The sequence below is a fragment of the Lamprocystis purpurea DSM 4197 genome (assembly GCF_000379525.1).
Classification (GTDB): domain Bacteria; phylum Pseudomonadota; class Gammaproteobacteria; order Chromatiales; family Chromatiaceae; genus Thiodictyon; species Thiodictyon purpureum.
On the sequence record NZ_KB902362.1, the window covers coordinates 218,466 to 237,997 of the forward strand.

Consider the following 19,532-nt stretch of genomic DNA (forward strand, 5'->3'; position numbering starts at 1 on the left):
GAACCCCACTATGAAGATTGTCATCCTCGGCGCCGGTCAGGTCGGTTCATCGGTGGCCGAAAGTCTGGTCTCCGAGGCCAACGAAATCACCATCGTCGACGCCGATATGTCGCGCCTGGCGCGTTTGCAGGAACGCCTCGACCTGCGTACGGTGGCCGGCAACGCGGCCCTGCCCTCGGTCCTGGAGCGGGCCGGACTGGCGGATGCGGACCTGCTGATCGCCGTCACGCAAAGCGACCAGACCAACCTCTGCGCCTGCCGCACCGCCGCCACCCTGTTTCGCACGCCGACCAAAATCGCCCGTCTGCGCTCATCGGACTATACCCGCTATCCGCAGCTTCTGGAGGCGAAGAACTTCGCGGTGGACTTCAGCATCTGCCCTGAGCAGATCGTCACCGACTATATCGTCAAGCTGATGGAGTTCCCCGAGGCGCTCCAGGTGCTGGAGTTCGCCGACGGGCTGGTGGGTCTGGTCGCCGTGCGCGCCATCCCCGGCGGCTCGCTGGTCGGCCGCCCGGTGTCCGACCTGCGCGAACACATTCCCCATGTGGACGTGCGCATCGCCGCGATTTACCGCCGCGATCAGGCCATCGTTCCGGACGGCGACACCCTGATCGAGGCCGGCGACGAGGTCTTCTTCCTGGCCGCTACCCGCGACAGCCGCCAGATCATCGGTGAACTACGGCGGCGCGACCGGCCGACCCGGCGCATCCTGATCGCCGGAGGCGGAAACATCGGCGAACGCGTGGCCCTGGCCTCGGAGGCGCGCTATCAGGTCAAAGTGATCGAGGTCAACGAGGCGCGCGCCCAGTATCTGGGCAGTACCCTGAAACATTCACTGGTGCTGGCGGGCGATGCCGCGGATGAGAACCTGCTGGCCGCCGAGGGCATCGAGGACATGGATCTGTTCCTCGCCCTGACCAACGACGACGAGAACAACATCATGTCCGCCCTGCTCGCCAAGCGGCTTGGCGCGCGCCGGGTGTTGGCGCTGATCAACCGCCGCATCTATGCCGATCTGTTGCAAGCGGACCGCATCGATATCGCCATTTCACCCGCCCAAATCTCCATCGGCTCACTGCTGGCGCATGTCCGCCGCGGCGACGTGGCGGCGGTGCACAGTCTGCGCCGCGGCGCGGCTGAGGCGCTGGAGCTGGTGGTGCATGGCGACGTCGCCACCTGCAAGGTGGTCGGGCGGCGGATCGAGCAATTGGATCTGCCCCACGGGGTGACCGTGGGTGCCATCGTCCGCGGGCCTGAGCCGGGACCGGGGGAGTCCGACCGCCGTCAGGTTCTGATCGCTCATCACGACACCATGATCGAGTCCGGCGACCATGTGATCCTGTTCCTGATCAGCAAAGAACTGGTGCCCAAGGTAGAACGCTATTTCCAGGTCGGACTGGGCTTCTTCTGATGCGCTCCCTGCTGTCCGTTACTAATGTTCTAGGGCGTCTGCTGCTGGTCGTCAGCCTGACCTATCTACTGCCCATCGCCTGCGCACTGATTTACGCGGATGGAACCCTGCTGACCTTCGTATTCAGCATGGCCGCATGCATCCTGACCGGCCTGCTGCTGATAGCGGTCACCCGGCGGCACCGCGTCGATCTCAAAGCGCGCGACGGGTTCATCCTGGTCGCCATGGCCTGGACACTGACTGCCGCCGTCGCGACCATACCCTTGATAATACACTCCCAGCTCTCGTTTACCGACGCCTTCTTCGAGACCATGTCGGGGCTCACCACGACCGGGGCAACGGTGATGGCGACGCTGGACATCACCGCACCATCGATCAACCTGTGGCGTCATGCCCTGTGCTGGTTGGGGGGAATGGGGATCATCGTCCTAGCGGTCGCCATTTTGCCCCTGTTGGGGGTCGGTGGCATGCAGTTGATGCGCGCGGAGGTCCCGGGCCCGATCAAAGACACTAAGCTGACCGCGCGTGTCGGCGACACCGCGACCATTCTGTGGACTGTCTATCTGGGCATCACGATCGCATGTCTCCTGGCACTCAAATTGGTGGGTATGGATTGGTTCAACGCGATCTGTCACGCTTTTTCGATCTTGAGCCTGGCCGGCTTCTCGACCCGCGACGCGAGTGTCGGTGCTTTCAACTCACCGGCGATCGAAGCAGTGATGATCTTCTTTATGGTCGTGGCTGCCCTCAACTTCGCCACCCATTACACCGTCTGGCGCTCGCGCAGTTTGCGCGCCTATTGGCACGACGCGGAGGCCAAGGGGGTGCTCGGGGTCCTCTTTCTGAGTTGCATCGGCTGCGCCGGATATCTGTGGATGGTCGACACCTACGACAACTATTGGGCAGCTCTGCGCCACGTCAGTTTCAATTTGGTTTCAATCGCCACGGACTGCGGGGTCGTCAGCGTCGACTATGCCCAATGGCCTATTTTCGTTCCCTTCTGGATGCTGTTCTTGTCATCGGTGACCGCCAGCTCCGGATCCACCGGCGGTGGTATCAAGATGATTCGCACCTTGATCCTGATACGTCAGTCTTCGCGCGAGCTTTCCCGCATGATCCACCCTAATTTGGTCGCGCCGATCACCATCGGCGGGATGCTGATCCCAAATAGCGTAGTGTTCGCGGTCCTGGGCTTCATTTTCCTCTATTTCATGAGCATCGTCGTACTGACCTTCCTGCTCATCTTCGGTGGGCTCGACTTCATCTCGGCCTTCACCGCCGTGATCGCCTGCATCAACAACGCCGGTCCCGGTCTCGGCCAGGTCGGTCCGGCCACCAACTACGGCAGCCTGACCGACTATGAGATTTGGGTCCTGAGCTTCACCATGCTGCTTGGGCGGCTTGAAGTCTTCTCGCTGCTGATTCTGTTTACACCCCAGTTCTGGCGGAAATAGGCTTAAGCACAGCATGAGACGGCGGCAGTTCATCAGGGGGGTCGGGGCCGGCTCGCTCGCCCTCGGCGCGGCCGGCGGGGGCCTGGAGACGGCCCAGGCCAAGTCCGGGCACCGGTGGCGGATGGCCACGACTTGGCCAAGAAACTTCCCTGGTCTGGGGACCGGCGCCAACCAACTGGCGGCCCTGATCGGTGCGATGAGCGGCGGGCGGGTTCAGGTAAAGGTCTATGGGGCCGGCGAACTGGTCCCGGCGGCCGAGGTCTTCGCCGCGGTCGGCCGCGGCGCGGTCGAGATGGGGCACGGCTGTGCGTTCTACTGGCCGGGCAAGGGCGCGGCCGTGCCGTTCTTCTCCAGCATCCCCTTCGGCATGACCGCCGCGGAGGTCAACGCCTGGCTCTATCATGGCGGTGGACAGGCGTTGTGGGACGAGGCCTATGCGCCGTTCGGGCTGGTCCCGGCCGCCGCGGGGAATACCGGGGTCAACATGGGCGGCTGGTTCAACAAGGAGATTTGTTCGGCCGCGGACCTGTCGGGCCTCAAGCTCGGCCTGTCGGGTCTGGGCGGCGAGGTCCTCGCGCGCGCCGGTGGGATCCCCATCAAGCTGCCGCCCGATGCCATGCTCACGGCGCTGCAATCCGGGGTCATCGACGGGGCCGAGTGGGTGGGGCCGTACGCGGATCTGGCCCTCGGTCTGTACGCGGCCGCCAAATACTATTACTACCCTGGCTGGCATGAACCGGGCACCGTCGTCGAGGCCCTGATCAACAAACAGGCACTCGACGCGCTGCCCGCGGACCTTCGCGCCATCGTCCTGAACGCTTGTAAAGTGGCTAATCAGGACATGCTGGCCGAATTTACGGCGCGCAATCCGGCTGCCCTGAACACCGTTGTCACCAAGCATCAGGTCGAACTGCGGTGCTTTCCTGATGATGTGATCCGCACGCTGCATACGCATGCGAACGAGGTGATCGCGGGGCTGGCGCAGCAGGACGCGTTCGCGGCCAAGGTCCACGCCTCCTATAAGAAGTACCTCACCCAAGCCAAGGCGTGGAGCGACATCAGCGCGTTCGCCTATCTGCGCGCGCGCGATCAGGCATGACCGCGGGCCGCAGCACAGGCCCGACCGGGGATGCGCCCCGGCTGCTGCAAGCGCCGCCGCTCGGACTCTATGTTCATCTGCCCTGGTGTCTGCGCAAATGTCCCTACTGCGACTTCAACTCACACGCCGTGAGCGACGAGCCGCCTTTCGCCGACTATGTCGCCCGGCTCCTCGCCGATCTGGCGCAGGCGTTGTGCGACCATGCGGCACGGCGCCCGTTGCTGAGCATCTTCATCGGCGGCGGCACCCCCAGTTTGTTTCCGGGGACCGCGATCCAGGCCCTCTTGGATGGCGTGCGTGGGTTGATGGTCCTGACGGCGGATTGCGAGATCACCTTGGAGGCCAATCCAGGCGCCGCGGATGCCGCGCGCTTCGCCGCGTATCGCCGCGCGGGTGTGAACCGGCTCTCGATCGGGGTCCAGAGCCTGGACGGCGCCATGCTGGCCCGACTCGGCCGCATCCATGACCCGGCCGCCGCGCGCGCGGCGGTTGATGCGGCCCGCGCCGCCGGCTTCGACAACCTGAATCTGGATCTGATGTTCGCGCTGCCGGACCAGACTCCGGCCGGGGCGCGAGCGGATCTGGATGCGGTGCTGGCGCTGGATCCGGAGCAGGTGTCCTATTACCAGCTCACACTGGAGCCCAACACCCCCATGCAGGCCGCGCCGCCGGTGCTTCCGGACGCGGATCTGGCCGCTGATCTGGCCGCGGCCGGACGTGAACGGCTGCACGAGGCCGGGTACCGGCACTATGAGGTCTCGGCCCATGCCCGACCGGGGCGGGCCTGTCGGCATAACCTGAACTACTGGCGTTTCGGCGACTATCTCGGGATCGGCGCCGGTGCCCACGGCAAGCTGACCGACGCCGCCGAGGGTCGCATCTGCCGTACCGCCAAGCGCCGCCACCCGCGGGCCTACCTCGCCGCCGCCCCGGATGACCTGATCAGCAGCAGGCGGCAACTCAGTCATGAGGACCGGATCAGCGAGTTCGCGCTCAACGCTTTCCGTCTCACCCAGGGATTCGAACGGGGGTTGTTCGAGTCCACCACCGGGTTGCCCTGGTCGCGGATCGCGTCGGTCGTGGCCGCCGCCGTCGCGGACGGGCTCCTGCGGATGACCGGTGATCGCCTGGAGCCGACCGCGCTCGGCCGGGATTTCGGCGACAATCTGGTGTCACGTTTCCTGTAGGCGTCCAGCGCGATCACCGGATGTAGGGGCGGGTTTGAAACCCGCCCCTACATTTGCGAAACCCACATTTATGAAACCCAAGTTGCGGTCAGCGGCTAACGATGATATCGTGCCGCGTTTCCTAGAGTATAAGTGAGCCCGCACTGGGCGCAAAAGGGCATCATGAAAGAAGGAATCCACCCGAAATACGCCGACGTCAAGGTCGCCTGCAGTTGCGGCAACGAGTTCGCAACCCGCTCCACGCTGGGCAAAGACATGCACGTCGAAGTTTGTTCCGCCTGCCACCCCTTCTATACCGGCAAGCAGAAGATCGTCGATACCGCTGGTCGCGTCGACAAGTTCCGCCGAAAGTACGCGCGCTGATCCTCCCGCGGCGCGCACTCGCGCGCCTCTCAGGCGGCCACTGCGGAAAAATTCATTCGAGATGCTAGTCAATCTGGCATCTCTTGCACTGTGTCCGCTCGATAACATCGCCTCGGGCGCCGATTTCGTTATCCAGAGCGACGGGCCTGCAGAGCCTCTCATGTGCCACCGCGCTTGGGGCTCTCCTTAGCCCCAGCCGATAGGTTGTGGCCCGTCGCTACAGCATATGCTTGATCGCCGCTGCCTCGTCGGTCAGTTCCTTGAGTGTGATATCGATCTTCTCGCGACTGTAGGCGTCGATGTCCAGGCCTTCGATGAGCTTGAAGGATCCGCCCTTGCACTCGCAGGGTTGGCCGAACACGATCCCCGCCGGAATGCCGTAGGCCCCATGCGACGGAATGCCCATGGTGACCCAGCCATCGGCGCCGAGGACCCAATCGTGCACGTGGTCGATGGCGGCATTGGCCGCCGACGCGGCGGAGGACAGGCCGCGCGCTTCGATGATGGCGGCGCCGCGCTTGCCGACGGTCGGCAGGAAGACGTCGTTATACCAGGCCTGATCGTTGATCAGGTCTTTGACGCTCTCGCCGTTGGACGTGGTGAAGCGGTAGTCGGCAAACATCGTCGGGGAATGGTTGCCCCACACCACCAGTTGCTTCAGGGACGACACATCGCGGCCGATCTTGGCGGCGAGCTGCGACAGGGCGCGGTTGTGGTCCAGGCGCAGCATGGCATGGTAGTTGTCGGGGTTGGTGCGGCCGACCTTTTTGGCCGCCGAAGCGGCGATCAATGCATTGGTATTGCAGGGATTGCCGACCACCAGCACCCGCACGTCTTCCTTGGCGTTCTCGGCAATCGCCTTGCCCTGCACGGTGAAAATGGCGCCGTTGGCGCTCAGCAGGTCGGCGCGCTCCATGCCCTTGGTGCGCGGCCGGGCGCCCACCAGCAGGCAGACGTCGGCATCCTTGAAGGCCACATTGGGGTCATCGGTGGCCGTCATGCCGGCCAGCAGCGGGAAGGCGCAGTCGTCCAACTCCATCATCACGCCTTGCGCGGCCTGCTGCGCCTGCGGCAGGTCAAGCAATTGCAGGATGACCGGCTGGTCTTTGCCGAGCATTTCGCCGGAGGCGATGCGAAACAGCAGGCTGTAGGCGATCTGGCCGGCGGCGCCGGAAACGGCAACGCGCATGGGGGCTTTAGACATAGGTCACTCCGGTGGTAATCAGTGTGGTTGAAATGATGCGATGGCGGTTGATCATTGCATCCGAAACTCTATTCATTTTATGAGTTCTGTTAATCTTGTCGATTGGCTTGGCGCGTCGCCGTCGCCTGTGCTGAGCAAGCGCTCCAATTCCGCGATGTCGGCCCCCCGCTCGGGGCGCTCGGTCACCGGGTCGAGCGGCGGGTTGCGTTGCGCGGCGCGCGGCAGCACAATCAGCTCAATCGGCGTGGTTCCGGCTACGAACCGAAACACCGGGTGGGCGCGGCGCTCGCCCCCACCGTAACGAAAAAGATGTTCGTGCTGCTGCCAGGGAATGCGTTGCTCCATGAGCGCGAACACCACGTCTTCCGAACAGTCCGCGTGCAGACAGAGTTGCACCCCAGCGTCCACCTGGCCGGACCCCCGCAACACCGGACCGATGAGGCGCGGACTGAAGGAACGGAAGGTACGCATCGCCTGGAGCGCGTCGGAGCGCAACCGCAGGACATCACGCGCATGAGCATCGCCTTGAAAAAGTCTGCGTTGGGTCAGGAGCGCATTTTGAATCGCCTCCTTGGTCGGCCAACCGCGGCGATCGATCACGCCGGTGCGCTCGGCGGCTTTGCGCCGTGCCCGATCGAAGTCCGACTCCCCCTGTTCGACCATGATGCGGGCGGCCTCGTAGGCCATCCGCTCACGCGACGCTTGCGATCGGTCTCGTCCCGCCATCCCGCACCTCGACTGACTCAGACTGGGCTCGCCGCGCTGCCATTGACCCGAAGGCGCCGACCCGCCGCGCGCGGCGGCGACACCGCGACGGCGCGGTTTGATATATTTCGCAGGAAATCCCGTCATTCTGATGTAGGCTTTACGCGCGCACCGCCAGCTTAACAGAGAATCCCATGTTCGGTCTCCGACCTAAGAGCAAGGCCCTGCTGGGCATCGACATCAGCTCGACCGCGATCAAGCTGATCGAGCTGTCGCACAGCGTCGGGTCGACCACGGCCCTGTATCGCGTCGAGGCCTTCGCCATCGAGCCGCTGCCGAACAACGCGGTGGTGGAAAAGAAGATCGCCGATGCCGACGCGGTCGGTCAGTGCATCCAGCGGGCCGTGATGCGCTCCGGCACCAAGACCAAGCGGGCCGCGGTCGCGGTCTCCGGCTCAGCCGTCATCACCAAGGTGATTTCGATGTCCGCCGCGCTGTCCGACGCGGAGATGGAAACACAAATCCAGTTGGAGGCGGATCAGTACATTCCCTACCCCCTGGAAGAGGTCAATATCGATTTCGACGTCCTGGGACGTTCGCAGGCGAGTGCGGACATGGTCGACGTGCTGCTGGCCGCCTCTCGCCGGGAGAACGTGGACGACCGGGTGAGCGCCCTCGAGACCGCCGGTCTGATTGCCGCTGTCGTCGATGTGGAGGCTTACGCCATCGAGAACGCCTGCGCGCTGATCATGGGCGAACATGGCGACGAGCGCACGGAGCAGACCATCGCCATCGCCGACGTGGGCGCCTCGACCACCACACTGCATGTCCTCCACGATGGGCAAGTCGTCTACACCCGTGAGCAGAATTTCGGCGGTCAGCAGTTGACCGACGAGGTACAGCGCCGCTACGGCCTGCCGCGCGATCAGGCCACCCAGAAGATACTCGACGGCGACGTCGCCGAGAATTACGACACGGAGGTCCTGGGCCCCTTCAAAGAAGCCCTGGCGCAGCAGATCGGTCGGGCGCTCCAGTTCTTCTACTCGGGAACCACCTTCAGTCGGGTCGATCAGATCATCCTGGCCGGCGGGGCTGCCGGTATCCGCAAGATCGATGAGCTGGTCGAGGAGCGCCTGGGCCTCCCGACCATCGTGGCGAACCCTTTCACCCAGATGTCACTCTCGCCTCGGATCAAGGCACAGGAACTCATGCGTGAGGCGCCCGGCATGATGGTTGCGGTTGGTTTGGCCCTGCGAGGATTCGACTGATGGCACGCATCAATCTCCTTCCCTGGCGCGAGGCTGAACGGCGCCGCCGCCGCCGCGACTTCGCGATCGTTGGCGGGGTGAGCCTGGGGCTGGCGCTGGTCGTCGCCGCCGCGGTACATTTTCAGATCGAGGTCTTGATCAGCGTCCAACAAGCGAGAAATCAATTCCTCGACGAACAGATCAGCCAACTCAACCGCCAGATCAAAGAGATTCAGACCTTGGAAGAGACCAAGGCCAATCTCCTGGCGCGCATGAACATCATCCAGCAACTGCAACAGAGCCGCCCGGAGGTCGTCAGACTGTTTGACGAACTGGTCAATGCCATGCCCGAAGGGGTCTTTCTTACGCGGATGGAACAGACCGGCCGTAGTGTCGTGCTCGAGGGCCGGGCGCAGTCGAATGCGCGTGTCTCCGCCTTCATGCGCAGTGTCGAGGGGTCCGCCTGGATCGGTAACCCGCGCCTCCTGCTGATCGAGAACAAGGACAAGACCGGCACCGGACTCAGTCATTTCCGCTTGTCGTTCGACCAGATACAACCGGGCGCCGCGGCCGGCGACGCGGCGAGCCCGACGTGATGTCCTGACTTCGCCGATCCGCCAGTCAAGACGCAACCAGGCAAGACTCAACCGACTCACCAGAATCCCTAGAATCCTTACATGGACCTGCGCGCACTCAACGAACTCGACCTGAACAACATCGGCGAATGGCCGTCGGCGATCAAGGCGCTCGTGATCCTGATCGGCTGTATCGCCATCGGCGGGGCTGTTTACTATCTGGACACGCAGAACCAGCTCCTGCGCCTGGATCAGGAGCGCGCCAAGGAACTGGAGTTGCGTCAGACCTTCGAGACCAAGCAACGCAAGGCCGCCAATCTCGATGCCTACCGGCAGCAGCTCGAAGAGATGAAAGAATCCTTCGGCGCCATGCTGCGCCAACTTCCGGACAAGACCGAGGTTGCCGCGCTGCTGGTCGATGTCTCGCAGACCGGACTGGCCGCGGGGCTGGAGTTCGAGCTGTTTCAACCCGAGGGAGAGCAATCGAAGGACTTCTACGCGGAACTGCCGATCAACATCCGCGTCACCGGCCATTATCACGAGTTCGGCCGCTTCATTAGCGGTCTCGCCGCCCTGCCGCGCATCGTGACCATCCATGACGTGAAGATTTCCAATCCTGGGGGCGAGCGGGGAACGGCGGACGCCAAGCTGTTGCTGCAGGCCCAAGTCAAGACCTATCGGTATCTGGACGAGGCGGCGACCAAATGACAGCGCCTGCGCACTTTCCGCGACGAGTTCTTGCGGTGCTCCCGACCGCGGGCGGCGCCCGCTCTCGCGGGTCCCGGCGTGCCTGGCTTCTGCGGCGACTCATTCCCGTGCTATTGTCGGTGCTGTTCGCGGGCTGCGGCGGGGCGGACAAGAGTGATCTGGAGGACTATGTCCAGAAGGTCAAGGCGCGTGATCCGGGTCCGATCGAGCCGCTCCCGGACATCAAGCAGATCAACACCTTCGTCTATGAGCCCGCCGATCGACGGGACCCCTTCGTGGTGGACGTGCGCGGCGCTGATCAGCCGACCGCCGCGCCCGGAAACAGTCTTGCGCCGGACCCGCTGCGACGCAAGGAGGAACTGGAGGGGTTCGCGCTCGACGCCTTGCGGATGGTCGGCACCTTGGAACAGAACCAGACCCGGTGGGGCCTGATCCGCGGACCGAATGGCATACTGCACCGCGTGCGCGTCGGCAACTACTTGGGGATGAACAATGGTCAGATTATCAACATCAGCGACGAAGCGATCCAATTGACCGAGATCGTGTCGGAAGGCCCCGGCGAATGGCGTGAGCGCCAGGCGACGGTCCAGCTCAGCCAGTAACCCGTGGAGGGCAAGCCGCGATGAACAGCCCAGGTCCCGTGAACGCGTGCCGACGGCCTTGCCATGGACGACCATGCCTGGTCAGTCGGGTCGGATGGCCGACGTGGCTGCTGCTGGTCACGGTGATCCTGATCACCGCGGCTCCGGCACGGGCGGTCGACCTGCGCGCCGTCGAATTTGCCGCACTCCCCGGCAACCGGGTCGAGATCCAACTGGACTTCTCCGGGCCAGTCGCCGCGCCCCAGACCTTCGCGACCGAGAATCCGGCGCGCATCGCGCTCGACTTCGACGGCGTCACCAGTAAACTCGACCGCAAGGCCGTCCCGATCGGTGTCGGCGCAGTGCACAGCCTGGTGGCGGTCGAGGCCAGCAATCGCACGCGCGTCGTGGTCAATCTGAACGACTCGGTGCCCTACGAGGTCAGCGCCAACGGCAATCGGGTCACTCTGAAAATCAACACCCAAGGCGGTGACTTGGCGCCCCCACCGCCGCCGACCGCGGCGGTGTCCGGGGTCCCGAACACGGCTCCGCCGCGACCGGCTGCCGGTTCGCGGCGCACGGCCGCGAGCCCGACGCCGTCACCCGCGCGCTCCGCGGGGGCCGGCGGTGCGGTGCGTGACATCGATTTCCGCCGCGGTGACGGCGGCGAGGGACGGGTGATCATCAAGCTCCCGAGCGCGCAGACGCGGGTGGCGGTGCGTGAACAGGCCAAGCATGTCTTCGTCGACATCTATGACAGCACACTCCCGCAGCGTTTATTCCGGCGTCTGGATGTAACCGACTTTGCGACCCCGGTGGTCGCGGTCGAGGCGAAACCGAACGGTCGCAACGTCTTGATCGATATTCAAACCGGGACCGACTATGACTATCTGGCCTATCAGACCGATGATCTCTTCACCCTGGAGTTCCGCGCCCTGACGCCGGCGGAAAAGGAACAGCTCGAGAAACAGAAAGTGGTCTACACCGGCGACCGGCTGTCGCTGAACTTCCAGGATATCGAGGTGCGCGCCGTCCTGCAGTTGCTGGCCGATTTCACCGGACTCAATCTGGTCGCGAGCGATACAGTACGCGGCAACATCACGCTGCGGCTCAAGAATGTCCCCTGGGACCAGGCGCTGGACATCATCCTCAAGTCCAAGGGGTTGGCCATGCGGCAGACCGGCAACGTGATCATGGTGGCACCGAGCCAGGAATTGGCGGCCCAGGAGAAGCTGGAACTGGAGTCGCAGAAGCAGATCGAGGACCTGGCCCCGTTACGGTCGGAATTTATTCAGGTCAACTACGCCAAGGCGCAGGATCTCGCCACGATGCTCAAATCGGAAAAAGGCAATATGCTCACGCCGGACCGCGGCACGGTGACGGTGGATGTCCGGACCAACACTCTGTTGGTGCAGGATACAACCGCGAAGCTGGAGGATATCCGCAAGATCGTCGGTCGCCTCGATATCCCCGTCCGCCAAGTCATGATCGAATCGCGCATCGTGATCGCCAACAATGATTTCTCCCGTGACTTGGGTGTGCGTTTTGGGTACACGCGCTGGCAGGAAAATGTCAGCGGCCCTCATAAAGGAAAGTTCAATGAGGTTTCCGGCGGCCTCCCCGGCCAATGGCTCGGAACCGCGTCGGTGCACAATGCGCGCGATCCCGCGCTCGCCGGCGTCGGGACCATGGCGAGTCCCGCCGACACCGTCCCGTTGCTGGTCAGTCTGCCCGCCGTCGACCCGTCCGGCGCCATCAATCTGCTGATCGGCAAGGTCGGTTCTTACCTGCTCCAACTGGAGCTCTCGGCCATGCAGCGCGAGGGCCGCGGCGAGATCATTTCCAGCCCCCGGGTCATCACCTCCGATGCCAAGCAGGCAACGATCAAGGTCGGTCAGGAGATTCCCTATCAGGAAAGTGCGGGCGGCGGCGGCGGTGCCACGACCACCTCGTTCAAGGAAGCCTTGCTGCAGCTGGACGTCACGCCGCAGATCACCCCGGACGATCGCATTATCATGGATCTGAAAGTCAACAAAGATAACCCGGACTTTTCGCGCGAGGTGCTCGGTGTACCCCCGATCGATACCCGTTCGGTGGAGACGACGGTCCTGGTCGACAATGGCGAGACCGTGGTCTTGGGCGGGGTTTACGAACGGAACAAGACCTTCAACAAGGAGCAGGTGCCCTGGCTTGGTGATGTCCCGGTACTCGGGCGGCTGTTCAAGCGCGAGGCGCGGCAGGACAACAACACCGAACTGCTGATCTTCGTAACCCCCAAGATCCTGCGGGGAGACATGGTGCGCAATTGACCGCGAAAATCGGCTTGCAAGTGATTGCCGCGGTCGGACGGTAAACACCGCAGTGATCTTTGCAGCCGTCGGGGTCGCGACGCGGAGTCTGGCGTAAATATTGCCTTGACATACGTTCACAACGCTCGCTTCACGGCCGGACGGACGGCGGCAAAGCCTGCGGCGGCCGTGGCGCGGGCGTCCTGAATCGCCCGGCATTGCGCTTAAGCCTTGCCCATCGGGTCAAAATCTGGCATATGTGTAGAGATGATACGAGCGCAGAACATTTTCCTCGTGGGCCCCATGGGGGCCGGCAAAAGTACCGTTGGTCGACAGCTCGCGGAATCCTTGTCTTATACCTTCAAGGACAGCGATCATGAGATCCAGCGACGCACCGGCGTGGACATCTCGACCATCTTCGAATACGAGGGTGAGGAGGGGTTCCGTGCGCGAGAGCGCCAGGTGATCGAGGATCTGGTGGCGGAGGAGCGCATCGTGCTTGCCACCGGCGGCGGTGCCGTGCTCAACGCCGATACCCGGCAGAGCCTGGCCGCTCGCGGCGTGGTGATCTACCTGCACTGCACCCCGGAGCAACAGCACAGCCGGACCTCCCGCGACCGCGGGCGACCGCTGCTGCAAACCGATGATCCACTGGAGCGGCTGCGCGAGCTCATGGAAGAACGCGACCCGCTGTATCGGCAGGTCGCGGATCTCGTCGTCTCCACCGAAAAGCGCGGCACCGCCTCGGTTGTCAAAGAGATCCGCCGCAGGCTCGAATCGGAAGAAACCTAGAGCCGACGGGTGCCCTTCTTTGGTCGCGCGGCCACCCTGTGGGAGCGGCCTCCGGCCGCGATGGGGCCTCGCAGGTTAACCCGCCTCTCACCGTGGCGACCTATCGCGGCCGGAGGCCGCTCCCACGGGGGCTTCCCTCTTGACGTAGCGCATTCAGCCGCCCTGAGTCGGCAGTTACGACAAACGAACCATCATGACCACACTGACCGTCTCGCTCGGCGTTCGCAGCTATCCCATTGACATCGGTACCGGCCTGATCGCCGATCCCGACCGCTACCGCCCGCATATCCCGGGCGGTCAGGTCATGATCGTGACCAACACAACGGTGGCCCCGCTCTATCTGGAGCCCGTGCGCGCCGCCTTGACCGGATTGCGCGTCAGCACTCTGATCCTGCCCGACGGCGAGGTCTACAAGACGCAGGACCAGCTTAACCGCATTTATGACGCTCTGCTGGCCGAGCGCTTCAGTCGCGACTGCACCCTGATTGCTCTGGGCGGCGGGGTGATCGGCGACATGGCCGGCTTCGCTGCCGCCAGCTACCAGCGGGGGGTTGCCTTCATCCAGGTCCCAACCACCCTGCTCGCCCAGGTCGACTCCTCGGTCGGCGGCAAGACCGGCATCAATCACCCACTGGGCAAGAACATGATCGGGGCTTTCCACCAGCCCCGGGCCGTCATCGCGGACACCGCCACGCTGAACACCTTGCCCGACCGCGAACTCTCGGCTGGCCTGGCGGAAGTGATCAAATACGGCCTGATCCGCGACCCCGATTTCTTCGACTGGCTCGACACGCATCTCACGGCACTGCGTGACCGGGATCCGGACACCCTGGTGGAGGCGATTCGCCGCTCCTGCGAGAACAAGGCGCAGGTGGTGGCCGCGGATGAACTGGAGTCCGGTGAGCGCGCGCTCCTGAATCTGGGTCATACCTTCGGGCATGCCATCGAGACCGGCGCCGGTTACGGCAACTGGCTCCACGGCGAGGCGGTCGGCGCCGGCATGTGCATGGCCGCGGACCTGTCCGCACGCCTCGGCTGGCTGAGCGCCGGGGCGCTGCAACGCACGCGCGACCTGATCGGCCGCGCGGGGCTTCCCACCGTGCCGCCGTCCGACCTCTCCGCCGAGCGTTTCCTGGAACTGATGGCCGTGGACAAGAAGGTTCTCGACGGCCGGCTGCGTCTCGTGCTGCTGCGCGCGATCGGCGCCGCGGTCGTCACCGATCAGTTCGATCCGGCCCTGTTGCGGGCAACCCTCGGCGCCGATGGCCCGGTCACCGACCCTGGCAAGACGCGTTGAGCCGCGCCTACTCGGTCTCGGCCATCAACCCGGCCACCGGGCGATTTGCGCGGCCATCGGTCCGCACAGCGGACCCTACAGATCTGCTGTCTCTGTCGGACCCTCAATCGGCGGCTGATCCTGCGGTTGCCAATCGGGCACCACGCGCGCGAGTACACGCAGACAGGGTTCGTCGTCGCGTGTGAAGAGCGCCGCGTGCAGGTCATCCAGTGCCGCCTGCAACATCGACGGGCTGGGATCGGCGTCCTGCCGGACGACATGGATGCGTGGGTGCGGCGTATCGGCAAAGCCCTCCGAGGCGTAGAACAATTCCTCGAACAACTTCTCCCCAGGGCGCAGGCCGATGTACGTGATCGCAATATCGCGGCCCGGTTCGCGGCCCGACAGGCGGATCATCTGTTCGGCCAAATAGCGGATCTTCACCGGCTCACCCATATCCAGTACGAAGATCTCCCCGCCGGCACCAATCACCGCCGCCTGCATGATCAACTGGCAGGCCTCCGGAATCGTCATAAAGAAGCGTTCGATCTCCGGGTGGGTCACGGTGACCGGTCCGCCCCGCTCGATCTGCTGCTGGAACCGGGGGACTACGCTCCCCGCCGAGCCCAGCACATTGCCGAAGCGCACGGTCATGAACCGGCAGGCGGAACGCTGATTCATGTCCCGGCAGATCAGTTCCGCGAACCGCTTGCAGGCCCCCATGACGTTGGACGGGTTCACCGCCTTATCGGTCGAGATCAACACGAAGCGCTCGCAACCCCAGGTATCCGCCGCCGCGGCCATGATCTGCGTGCCGATGACGTTATTGTGCAAGGCCGCCTGGATTTGGTCTTCCAGTAAGGGCACATGCTTGTAGGCCGCCGCATGAAAGACGATGTCCGGGCGCGCCCGCTCGAACACTAACGCGACCGCGGCGGCATTGGTCACGTTGACCAGGTACCGGCTCAGCACCGGCGGATCGGGGCGGTCCAGCAAGTCCATCTCGATGCTGTAGAGGTTGTACTCGCTGTGATCGAGCAAGATCAGCCGCTGCGGATTGCAACGCTTGAGCTGGCGGCACAGTTCCGAGCCGATCGAGCCCCCGGCCCCGCTGACCAGCACGACCCGCCCCGTCAGCCCGGCGTGAATGCCGTCCCAATCCAGGGTCACCGGGTTGCGCCCGAGCAAATCCTCGATCGAGACCGGCCGCAGATGGTTGACCGCCACCTGGCCTGCCATCAGTTCCCGGATCTGCGGCACGGTCCGGAATGGCCGCTCGGCCGCTTCACACAGATCGACCAGACGCCGCATTTCGCGCATCGACGCGCTCGGCGTCGCCAGCAGGATCACGTCGATCCCGTAGAGTTCGACCACCGCCGGAATCTCGCTTGTGGTCCCGCGAATCGGTACCCCATGCACCACGCCACCCAGTCGACGCGGCTTGTCGTCCACGAAGGCCACCGGCACATAGCCGACGTTGCGGTCCCGTAACAGGTCCCGTACCAACATCTCCCCGGCCCGCCCGGCGCCGACGATCAGCACCCGCTTGCCGTCGCTGAAATCCAGGCGCCGATCCTTCAGCCAGCGGTACAGCAGCCGCGGCCCCGCCAGCAACAAGAACTGAAAGATCACGAACAGGACCGGCATCGACCGCGGGACATAGGCCATCCGGTTCAACACGAACAGCAGGAACAGCAGCAGCGTCGTCCCGACCAGCACGGCCAGCGCGATGCGCACCAGATCGTGCATCGACGCGTAGCGCCAAACCCCGCGGTACAAACCAAAGGCCCAGTACACCGGCACCAGGACCAGCACGACCAGCGGCAACATCCGCACCGCCTGGTCGATAAACTCGGGCGGGACCGTGCTGAGATTGAAACGCAGCCAATAGGTCAGTGCCCAGGCCGCCGGGATCATCAGCAAATCATGCAGAAACACCAGCACCCGCGAGCGCGAACGCTGGAACCAATACCGCATCAAGGCGCGGCTCCTGCGCGTGTCGACATCCGGGGAAACGTTTGCCATTTGACTAAGGAGCCGGTCGGGTAGAAGCCACGATCTCAGCCATGCTTTCGCCAAGACCCCGATGGGGCCTGAACCCTAATTCCCGGCAGATTTGACTGCCGTCATAGACCGCCGACCCGATGAGCTTGTCGAGCACATCGGAATCGAATACGAAACGGCTGCCACGCATCCGTCCCAGTACATCCCCGCCTCGCGCGGCCAGACGCAGAAGGCCAGGCGGAAGTGTCCAGCCCGGTACCCGGCGCCCCAGCGACGTCAAAATGAACTCATAGACTTGCCGCGTGCTGTATGGCGTTCCATCAGTGACCACATAGGTCTGGCCCCGTGCACGGGGATCGATGGCACAGCGCAGCGTCGCCGCTACGAGGTCGTCACGATGGACCATGGACCGCGCATTCCCCAAGTCCGGCAGCGGCGGAAACCAACCGGCCCGCACTGCCCGAATGAGCAGTTCAAGATAGCCCTTAGGGTTCGGACCGTAGACCAGGGACGGGCGCAAGACCACCGGGTGCGGTACCGCTCCGCTGGTCAGCACCGCGTCCTCGGCCGCACGTTTCGAGCGTCCATAGGGAGACAAGGCTGCCGGCTCGGAACCAGGGTCGTCGCCGGGGCCGCCGCCTTCGCCGATGGCCTTGACGCTGCTGAAATAGACGAACCCGCGTACTCCCTGAGCGCGTGACGCCGCGAGCAGGTCCAGCGTGCTCCGGCAGTTTGCCAGTCGGTATTCTTCGTCGGCGCCGGGTCCCTGCGCCAATGCATGGGCCTTGCCTGCCAGGTGGAAAACGCAGTCGACATCCGCGAGCGTCTCCAGGGGCACGGGTTCCCGGCCGAGATCAATCAAGATAGACGCATCCCAAGGTCCAGGTACGGGTCGGCGCATGATCGCGCGGACCTGCCAGCCGGCCGCCTTGAGATGCCGGCACAGACTCGGGCCAATAAAACCCGAGGCTCCAGTCACTAAGGCGATGTTCGTCAAGGAACCTCCCAGGCGCAGCAACCGTGGTCGACGATGCAATGATTCAGGCCGATTCCGACCGCTTTCTCACTCCGCCGAAGACCCACAGCCGCATCCCGATGAAGTTGACGATCAGCGCCAGCACGGAGGCCACCGCCAGCGGTACCACGGGGTAATCCCGCAGCATGGGCCAAACCATAATCTGGCCTGCGAATAGGGCCAGATTAACAACCGCGCCACCACTTTGCACGACAAGATAGTGCACCAGCTCGGTTGCGGTCGTGGCCCGGGATCGTACCGCTGCCTTAGCGGTGAACACAAAGGCCCGATTCAGCGACCAGGTCGCCAACACCGCCCCTGCAAACGAAAAGATGCGAGCGACATAAATATTGAGGCCCAAGCCCTGTGCAAGCAGGGTCAAGATCCCGGCATCAATCACAAAACCCGTCGTGCCGACGAGTGTGAAGCGTCCCAAAGCGCGAAACTCAGACCCTGTCAATATGACCTCGCCCTGTGTCGCAGGCGCCTGGATGCGCACCGGACTGCGTATCATACCCGACCGACTTCAACTGCAGGTAGGCCAGTCGCTTCAGTTCCCGTCGACCTTGCGTTACGGTATTCAGGATGAGTCCGCTCGCGAGCGATAATGCCGACAGCACCATCAGTCCAACGACCAGAAATGCGGTCGGAAAACGCGGTACCAAACCGGTTTCCCAATAGGTTTGAAGCAGCGGAACAGCCAGCGTGAGACCGATCGCCGCGAAAACGCCGGCGACCGTGGCGAAGAAGCCAAACGGGCGCTCGGCCTTCAACAGACGCGCGATCGTAAGCAAAATTCGCGTACCGTCTGAAAAGGTATTCAGCTTACTCGTGGAACCGGGCGGACGCTCCTTGTAAGCGGTTTGTACCTCGGCCACCGGAAGATTCAACTCGAGGGCGTGTACTGTCAGTTCGGTCTCGATCTCAAAACCTTGTGCCAGCGCCGGGAAGCTCTTGACGAATCGCCGGCTGAAGACGCGGTAACCAGACAGCATGTCGTTGAAGCGATGTCCGAACATCGCGCCGACCAGTGACGTCAGCATCCAGTTGCCAAAGCGATGTCCGGTGCGATAGGCGTCCCCTGAGGTTGTCGCCCGCGCCGCGTTCACCATGTCCAAACGCTCCTGCAGCAAGCATTCGATCAGTCCAGGCGCGGCGCCGGCGTCATAGGTGTCGTCGCCGTCGACCAAGATATAAACGTCGGCCTCGACGTCCGCAAACATGCGCTGGACGACGTGTCCTTTGCCTTGCAGCGGTTGCCGGCGAACAGCCGCGCCTGCCGACCGGGCCTTCGCCGCACTGTCGTCGGTCGAGTTGTTATCGTAGACGTAAATAATCGCCTGCGGCAGCGCCGCCTGAAAGTCCCGTACTACAGCCGCGATCGTGGTCGCCTCGTTGTAACAAGGAACCAGAACGGCGATCCGTATGTCATCGTTTGCCATTACACTCGTCATCTCTTCAGGTCCAGCCGACGAACTCAGGTTCTTCAGTATTGTATCTGCATAGGATCCAGGATGCTGATTATCCCGTCCAACCATCAACCTGTCGTACCGTGACCCGCCGGCCGCGACGCCTGCCTGACCGGCTTCCGGCCTTGGTCTCAGAAAAGTAAAGCGCTGC

The 19,532-nt window shown here is 63.7% G+C and carries 18 protein-coding genes; 12 read left to right on the top strand and 6 right to left on the bottom strand.

All coding sequences use genetic code 11. The features are described from left to right. Positions 1-10 precede the first annotated feature (10 nt). From trkA to rpmE, 5 genes are all read left to right on the top strand, one after another. Entirely contained in the window at positions 11-1,414 is a 1,404-nt protein-coding gene (gene trkA, locus A39O_RS0100905; RefSeq protein ID WP_020502832.1) for a Trk system potassium transporter TrkA, read from the top strand. Next, complete coding sequence (locus A39O_RS0100910) at positions 1,414-2,868, top strand: TrkH family potassium uptake protein (RefSeq protein ID WP_020502833.1); 1,455 nt, start codon at positions 1,414-1,416, stop codon at positions 2,866-2,868. The genes trkA and A39O_RS0100910 overlap by 1 nt, the downstream gene beginning before the upstream one ends. Positions 2,869-2,881: 13 nt before the next feature. Next, positions 2,882-3,967, top strand: coding sequence for a TRAP transporter substrate-binding protein (locus A39O_RS0100915; protein WP_020502834.1), 1,086 nt, complete (start codon positions 2,882-2,884; stop codon positions 3,965-3,967). Continuing rightward, complete coding sequence (hemW, locus tag A39O_RS0100920; protein ID WP_020502835.1) at positions 3,964-5,154, top strand: radical SAM family heme chaperone HemW; 1,191 nt, start codon at positions 3,964-3,966, stop codon at positions 5,152-5,154. The genes A39O_RS0100915 and hemW overlap by 4 nt, the downstream gene beginning before the upstream one ends. A gap of 162 nt (positions 5,155-5,316) precedes the next feature. Continuing rightward, entirely contained in the window at positions 5,317-5,517 is a 201-nt protein-coding gene (gene rpmE, locus A39O_RS0100925; protein ID WP_020502836.1) for a 50S ribosomal protein L31, read from the top strand. Between the two features lie 217 nt (positions 5,518-5,734). Here rpmE and A39O_RS0100930 read toward each other — a convergent pair whose 3' ends face one another. Both A39O_RS0100930 and A39O_RS31395 read right to left on the bottom strand, forming a co-directional pair. Further along, positions 5,735-6,721 (bottom strand): malate dehydrogenase, encoded by a 987-nt coding sequence (locus A39O_RS0100930; protein ID WP_026199071.1) that lies wholly within the window; start codon positions 6,719-6,721, stop codon positions 5,735-5,737. A gap of 72 nt (positions 6,722-6,793) precedes the next feature. Further along, positions 6,794-7,408 carry a hypothetical protein gene (locus tag A39O_RS31395; RefSeq protein ID WP_020502838.1) on the bottom strand — a complete coding sequence of 205 codons (615 nt, stop codon included), beginning with the start codon at positions 7,406-7,408 and terminating at the stop codon, positions 6,794-6,796. A gap of 212 nt (positions 7,409-7,620) precedes the next feature. Here A39O_RS31395 and A39O_RS0100940 point away from each other — a divergent pair, with 212 nt between their 5' ends. From A39O_RS0100940 to aroB, 7 genes are all read left to right on the top strand, one after another. Then, on the top strand, positions 7,621-8,694 hold the full coding sequence (locus A39O_RS0100940; protein ID WP_020502839.1) for a pilus assembly protein PilM: 1,074 nt from the start codon (positions 7,621-7,623) through the stop codon (positions 8,692-8,694). Next, complete coding sequence (locus tag A39O_RS31400) at positions 8,694-9,269, top strand: PilN domain-containing protein (protein WP_020502840.1); 576 nt, start codon at positions 8,694-8,696, stop codon at positions 9,267-9,269. Before A39O_RS0100940 ends, A39O_RS31400 begins: the two co-directional genes overlap by 1 nt. Before the next feature lie 81 nt (positions 9,270-9,350). Beyond that, on the top strand, positions 9,351-9,956 hold the full coding sequence (locus A39O_RS0100950) for a type IV pilus inner membrane component PilO (protein ID WP_020502841.1): 606 nt from the start codon (positions 9,351-9,353) through the stop codon (positions 9,954-9,956). A gap of 35 nt (positions 9,957-9,991) precedes the next feature. Continuing rightward, positions 9,992-10,558: a pilus assembly protein PilP gene (locus A39O_RS0100955; RefSeq protein WP_040526739.1), complete on the top strand. Its 567-nt coding sequence runs from the start codon at positions 9,992-9,994 to the stop codon at positions 10,556-10,558. Between the two features lie 20 nt (positions 10,559-10,578). Beyond that, positions 10,579-12,846: a type IV pilus secretin PilQ gene (pilQ, locus tag A39O_RS0100960; RefSeq protein ID WP_026199073.1), complete on the top strand. Its 2,268-nt coding sequence runs from the start codon at positions 10,579-10,581 to the stop codon at positions 12,844-12,846. 246 nt (positions 12,847-13,092) lie between these two features. Continuing rightward, positions 13,093-13,617: a shikimate kinase AroK gene (aroK, locus tag A39O_RS0100965; RefSeq protein ID WP_026199074.1), complete on the top strand. Its 525-nt coding sequence runs from the start codon at positions 13,093-13,095 to the stop codon at positions 13,615-13,617. 193 nt (positions 13,618-13,810) lie between these two features. After that, a complete protein-coding gene (aroB, locus tag A39O_RS0100970; protein WP_020502845.1) occupies positions 13,811-14,914 on the top strand; it encodes a 3-dehydroquinate synthase in 1,104 nt (367 codons plus the stop codon). Between the two features lie 75 nt (positions 14,915-14,989). On the opposite strand, the gene A39O_RS0100975 is transcribed toward aroB, so the two are convergent. The 4 genes from A39O_RS0100975 to A39O_RS0100990 all read right to left on the bottom strand — a co-directional run bounded on the left by A39O_RS0100975 (position 14,990) and on the right by A39O_RS0100990 (position 19,354). Beyond that, positions 14,990-16,870: a polysaccharide biosynthesis protein gene (locus A39O_RS0100975; RefSeq protein ID WP_040526799.1), complete on the bottom strand. Its 1,881-nt coding sequence runs from the start codon at positions 16,868-16,870 to the stop codon at positions 14,990-14,992. A 52-nt stretch (positions 16,871-16,922) separates the two neighbouring features. Further along, complete coding sequence (locus A39O_RS31405) at positions 16,923-17,876, bottom strand: NAD-dependent epimerase/dehydratase family protein (protein ID WP_245561688.1); 954 nt, start codon at positions 17,874-17,876, stop codon at positions 16,923-16,925. A gap of 61 nt (positions 17,877-17,937) precedes the next feature. Beyond that, positions 17,938-18,372 (bottom strand): GtrA family protein, encoded by a 435-nt coding sequence (locus tag A39O_RS31410; RefSeq protein ID WP_211211522.1) that lies wholly within the window; start codon positions 18,370-18,372, stop codon positions 17,938-17,940. Next, entirely contained in the window at positions 18,359-19,354 is a 996-nt protein-coding gene (locus A39O_RS0100990) for a glycosyltransferase family 2 protein (RefSeq protein ID WP_020502849.1), read from the bottom strand. Before A39O_RS0100990 ends, A39O_RS31410 begins: the two co-directional genes overlap by 14 nt. Between the last annotated feature and the right edge of the window lie 178 nt (positions 19,355-19,532).

What these genes read in the sequence shown, in the direction of transcription:
- trkA (WP_020502832.1), top strand. Translation starts at nt 11, where the DNA reads ATGAAGATTGTCATCCTCGGCGCCGGTCAGGTCGGTTCATCGGTGGCC.
- A39O_RS0100910 (WP_020502833.1), top strand. Translation starts at nt 1,414, where the DNA reads ATGCGCTCCCTGCTGTCCGTTACTAATGTTCTAGGGCGTCTGCTGCTG.
- A39O_RS0100915 (WP_020502834.1), top strand. Translation starts at nt 2,882, where the DNA reads ATGAGACGGCGGCAGTTCATCAGGGGGGTCGGGGCCGGCTCGCTCGCC.
- hemW (WP_020502835.1), top strand. Translation starts at nt 3,964, where the DNA reads ATGACCGCGGGCCGCAGCACAGGCCCGACCGGGGATGCGCCCCGGCTG.
- rpmE (WP_020502836.1), top strand. Translation starts at nt 5,317, where the DNA reads ATGAAAGAAGGAATCCACCCGAAATACGCCGACGTCAAGGTCGCCTGC.
- A39O_RS0100930 (WP_026199071.1), bottom strand. Translation starts at nt 6,721, where the DNA reads ATGTCTAAAGCCCCCATGCGCGTTGCCGTTTCCGGCGCCGCCGGCCAG.
- A39O_RS31395 (WP_020502838.1), bottom strand. Translation starts at nt 7,408, where the DNA reads ATGGCCTACGAGGCCGCCCGCATCATGGTCGAACAGGGGGAGTCGGAC.
- A39O_RS0100940 (WP_020502839.1), top strand. Translation starts at nt 7,621, where the DNA reads ATGTTCGGTCTCCGACCTAAGAGCAAGGCCCTGCTGGGCATCGACATC.
- A39O_RS31400 (WP_020502840.1), top strand. Translation starts at nt 8,694, where the DNA reads ATGGCACGCATCAATCTCCTTCCCTGGCGCGAGGCTGAACGGCGCCGC.
- A39O_RS0100950 (WP_020502841.1), top strand. Translation starts at nt 9,351, where the DNA reads ATGGACCTGCGCGCACTCAACGAACTCGACCTGAACAACATCGGCGAA.
- pilQ (WP_026199073.1), top strand. Translation starts at nt 10,579, where the DNA reads ATGAACAGCCCAGGTCCCGTGAACGCGTGCCGACGGCCTTGCCATGGA.
- aroK (WP_026199074.1), top strand. Translation starts at nt 13,093, where the DNA reads ATGATACGAGCGCAGAACATTTTCCTCGTGGGCCCCATGGGGGCCGGC.
- aroB (WP_020502845.1), top strand. Translation starts at nt 13,811, where the DNA reads ATGACCACACTGACCGTCTCGCTCGGCGTTCGCAGCTATCCCATTGAC.
- A39O_RS0100975 (WP_040526799.1), bottom strand. Translation starts at nt 16,870, where the DNA reads ATGCGGTATTGGTTCCAGCGTTCGCGCTCGCGGGTGCTGGTGTTTCTG.
- A39O_RS0100990 (WP_020502849.1), bottom strand. Translation starts at nt 19,354, where the DNA reads ATGGCAAACGATGACATACGGATCGCCGTTCTGGTTCCTTGTTACAAC.